Origin of the sequence: Pseudomonas oleovorans subsp. oleovorans, from assembly GCF_002197815.1 — a bacterium.
Classification (GTDB): Bacteria; Pseudomonadota; Gammaproteobacteria; order Pseudomonadales; family Pseudomonadaceae; genus Aquipseudomonas; species Aquipseudomonas oleovorans.
This window is the reverse complement of the sequence record NZ_NIUB01000093.1, coordinates 1-1,102: the sequence shown is the minus strand read 5'-3', so window position 1 is coordinate 1,102 and position 1,102 is coordinate 1. Positions and strand designations below refer to the sequence as shown.

The 1,102-nt window shown below is 66.2% G+C and carries 1 protein-coding gene; it reads left to right on the top strand.

The window, feature by feature from the left end; all coding sequences use genetic code 11:
• Nucleotides 1-1,050 (top strand): RNA-guided endonuclease InsQ/TnpB family protein (locus PSOLE_RS23400; protein ID WP_140419002.1); only part of this gene is annotated, 1,050 nt, incomplete at its 5' end.
• Nucleotides 1,051-1,102 lie beyond the last annotated feature (52 nt).

The window sequence follows — 1,102 nt, the reverse complement described above, 5'->3', positions numbered from 1 at the left end:
GCGCCCTGGCTGAAGGTTGCCCCGGTGCATCCCTTGCAGCACGCCCTCAAAGACCTCGACCGGGCCTACCAGAATTTCTTCGAGAAGCGTGCCGACTTCCCCCGCTTCAAGAAGCGCGGCCTGCACGACAGCTTCCGCTTCCCCGACTCCAAGCAGTTCAAGCTCGACCAGGGCAACAGCCGGATTTTCCTGCCCAAGCTGGGCTGGCTGCGCTACCGAAACAGCCGGCAGGTGCTCGGCACCCTCAAGAACGTCACGGTCAGCCTGAGCGCCGGCCACTGGTACGTTTCGATCCAGACGGAGCGAGAAGTGGCGGTGCCGCTGCACGCCGCCCCACTCGCGGTTGGCATCGACCTCGGCGTGGTGCGCTTCGCCACCCTCTGGGATGGGGAGCGGGAAACGGTGCTGGAACCACTCAACACCTTCGCCCGCCACCAGCACCGACTGGCCAAGGCCCAGCGGCAGATGGCCCGCAAGACCAAGCACAGCCGCAATTGGCTCAAGGCCAAGGCTCGGGTTCAGCGCATCCAGCGCCAGATCGCCAACGCCCGAGCCGACTACCTGCACAAAGCGACGACCGCCATCAGCAAAAGCCACGCGCTGGTGATCGTCGAAGACCTCCAGGTAGCCAGCATGACCCGTTCGGCCAGCGGCACCGCCGAGCAACCCGGCAGCCGGGTTCGGCAGAAGGCCGGGCTCAACCGCTCGATCCTGGATCAGGGCTGGGGCGAGTTCGCCCGCCAGCTCGACTACAAGACCGCCTGGGAAGGTGGCTGGCTGGAAGCGGTCCCGCCGCATCGCACCAGTCAGGAATGCCCGGCCTGCGGCTTCACCCATGCCGACAACCGCCAGAGTCAGGCCGTTTTCCTGTGCCTGGCCTGCCGCCACCGCGAGAATGCCGACACAGTGGCTGCGAAAAACATCCGTGAGCGCGGATTGAAACAGCTCGAAGGGCAGGACCATGCCCGGATCGCCTGTGGAGTGAACGGCGCTGTCAGGCCGTCAGCAGCAGGAACCCACCGAAGCGACGACGCGGCGAAAGCCGCCTAGCGCCGTAGGAATCCCCGGCCTTCCAGCTTGCTGCGAGCGAAGCGAGAGGCCG